The sequence below is a fragment of the Armatimonas sp. genome (assembly GCF_043760365.1).
Lineage (GTDB): Bacteria > Armatimonadota > Armatimonadia > Armatimonadales > Armatimonadaceae > Armatimonas.
In genome coordinates this window covers 1-2,294 of sequence record NZ_JAYUPA010000112.1, presented here as the reverse complement: position 1 = coordinate 2,294, position 2,294 = coordinate 1, and the positions used below count along the sequence as shown (strand labels likewise).

At 62.2% G+C, this 2,294-nt stretch carries 3 protein-coding genes; all 3 read right to left on the bottom strand.

What is annotated here, in order from left to right; translation table 11 throughout:
* On the bottom strand, positions 1-861 hold an 861-nt coding region (locus ACH2EH_RS03005), incomplete at its 3' end, for a dihydrodipicolinate synthase family protein (protein ID WP_395138819.1).
* Positions 862-870: 9 nt separating this feature from the next.
* On the bottom strand, positions 871-1,728 hold the full coding sequence (locus tag ACH2EH_RS03000; RefSeq protein WP_395138817.1) for a phytanoyl-CoA dioxygenase family protein: 858 nt from the start codon (positions 1,726-1,728) through the stop codon (positions 871-873).
* A 44-nt stretch (positions 1,729-1,772) separates the two neighbouring features.
* A partial coding sequence (locus ACH2EH_RS02995; protein ID WP_395138815.1) for an SDR family oxidoreductase occupies positions 1,773-2,294 on the bottom strand: 522 nt, incomplete at its 5' end.

Here is a 2,294-nt window from a genome sequence, read left to right as displayed (position 1 = left end):
CTCACTCTCGCGCAGGTCGGCGAGCGGTGGGCGCACGGGGCCTCCCACAAGCCCGATCTTGTCCATCAGCCGCTTCATCACCGAGACTTCGTAGCCCTTTCGCCGTGCTCGAAAGGCGTAGAGTGGCAAGACATAGCGCTGCATCAGCGCGGCGAGTGCGCCCTGGTCGCCTGCTGCTGCGGTGTCGTGCAGTTGGCGGGAAATTTGCGGCGAGAGATTCGCGATACTTGAGGTGTAAGTTCGAATCCCGATACTGTAGTAGCCCGGCACGGCATCATCGCCTGCGCCCCCGATCCAGAGGAGGCGCTCTCCCACTTTGTGCATGATTTGCTGCAAGCGCCGCGTGTCGCCTTGGCCATCTTTGAGGGCGATGAGGTTGGGAATCGTGTCGGCGAGGCGCTGCACTAAGCCCGGGGAGGGGTTGAAGCTGTCGCGCGAGTAGATCAGCACGCCAAGGGGCGTTGCCGCCGCGAGCGTTTGGTAGTAGGCCAGAAGCGCGTCGTCGTCTGCAGTCGGGTAGTACGCGGGAAAGAGCAGGAGCCCGTCCACGCCTGCCGCCTGTGCCTGCTGTGCGAGCTGCACCCCGAGCGCGGTATTAATCCCCGTCGCCGCCAGCACGGGCACGTACCCCCCAAGCTCTGCAACTGTCACTTCGATCACCTGCCGCAATTCGTCGGGGGAGAGCGTGTGAAACTCACCCGTACCCGCCGCTGCTACAACGGCGCAAATCGGTGCCTCTTTGAGGGCTTGAAGGTTATGCCTCAGGCCGTCAAGATTCAGCGAGAGATCGTCGTGAAAGGGCGTTACCGGGAAGGCAATCACCCCGGAAAGCTGTGCACGAAGTGCTTCGGGCGTTGTCATACGGAGATTCTACCAGCTCTCCAGCCCCAGTAGTTTTTTGCCCAGCGCAGTCAGAGTGGCGGGCTCCGGGTAGAGCGCTCGCTCGCGGCCTCGGAGAGCCTCGGGGATGTTGTTGGCCCAGTTGCCTGGGGCGCGGTGCTCCTGCCAGCAGGCGATGCGATCCAGGCGCGTTGCCTCGTCGCCTTCCGGGTAGAGCGTGACGTACTGGCAGAGCCGAGGCGCCGTCCCGTGGTTCGCGCCGTTGCCGTGGGCCAGCGTGACATCCCAGATCACCAGATCGCCCGCCTTGGCGGGAATGGGGGTGACGGCCATGCCCTCGGGGAGGCGTGTGAGATCAGGCTGATGCTTATGGCGATCCTCGGGCTGCTCCGCGATCCAGTGCACCAGATTCTCGCGATGAAACCCCGGAACGCAGCAGAAGCCCCCCATGTCCTCGGTGGTGTCGGTGAGGCAGAGCACGGCCTGCACAAAGAATTTCCATGTCTCGGGCGGCGTACTCGTGTCCATGTCCCAGTGCACAAAGCCATTATCGTGGTGCTGCGGGTGCTTCTCACTGAGTGGCGGCTTGAAGCAGGCACGGTCTAGGCTCGCCCACAGCCTCTCGGTGCCGTAGAGGTCCACGAATGCCTGGTAGAGCCTGGGATTCTGTCGGTTGTCCCAGAGCGACTGGGTCTGGTGAATGTGCGCGAGTGAGCCACGCCGCTCCGGCGGGTACCAGGTAGTCGTATCATTCGGATCCATCTGCAAAAATGTGTAGATGTCGGCGATAACGGCATCACAGTTTTCCTTAGGGACGACCCCTTTGACAACGAGGTAGCCCCAGCGATCGAAAAATGCCCGATCCTCGGCAGTGAGTACATGTTCCATGGCGTTTGCTTCACCAGAACCAAGGCCAATTCCTGCTGTCGCTTTTAGTGGCGCTTCAGATAAGACCGGATCGCGTCTTTCCAGTCCGGCAGGGTGTCCATGCCACGGAGTGCCAGCATCTTGCGCTCCAGAGGCGAGACACGCGGACGGGGTGCGGCGGGTTTGGCGGTGGCGACATACTCGGCAAACGTGGTGGCATTCACGGGCGTGGTGAGGCCCGCCTCGGCGACGATGAAGCGTGCGAACTCTAGTAGCGAGCACTGACCGGCGTTGGCGATATGATAGGTACCTGGCAGAGGCTCGGCGGCTAGATCCAGGAGCACGCGTGCAAGATCGGCTGTGTGCGTGGGGCTGATGATCTGATCCTCGACGAACGTGAGGCTCGGGCGGGTCTGGGCGGCGCGGACAATGGTATCCACAAGATTTTTGCCATGAGGACCGTAGAGAAACGATGTGCGGGCTATGAGGTGCCGATCTGGGAGTGTCTGGCGCACAAGACGCTCACCTGCCTCTTTGCTCGCGCCGTAGACACTCTGTGGGTTGACGGGGTCGAACTCGTGGTAGGC

Coding starts and splice junctions, on each gene's coding strand:
- ACH2EH_RS03000 (WP_395138817.1), bottom strand. CDS start 1,728: ATGGAACATGTACTCACTGCCGAGGATCGGGCATTTTTCGATCGCTGG.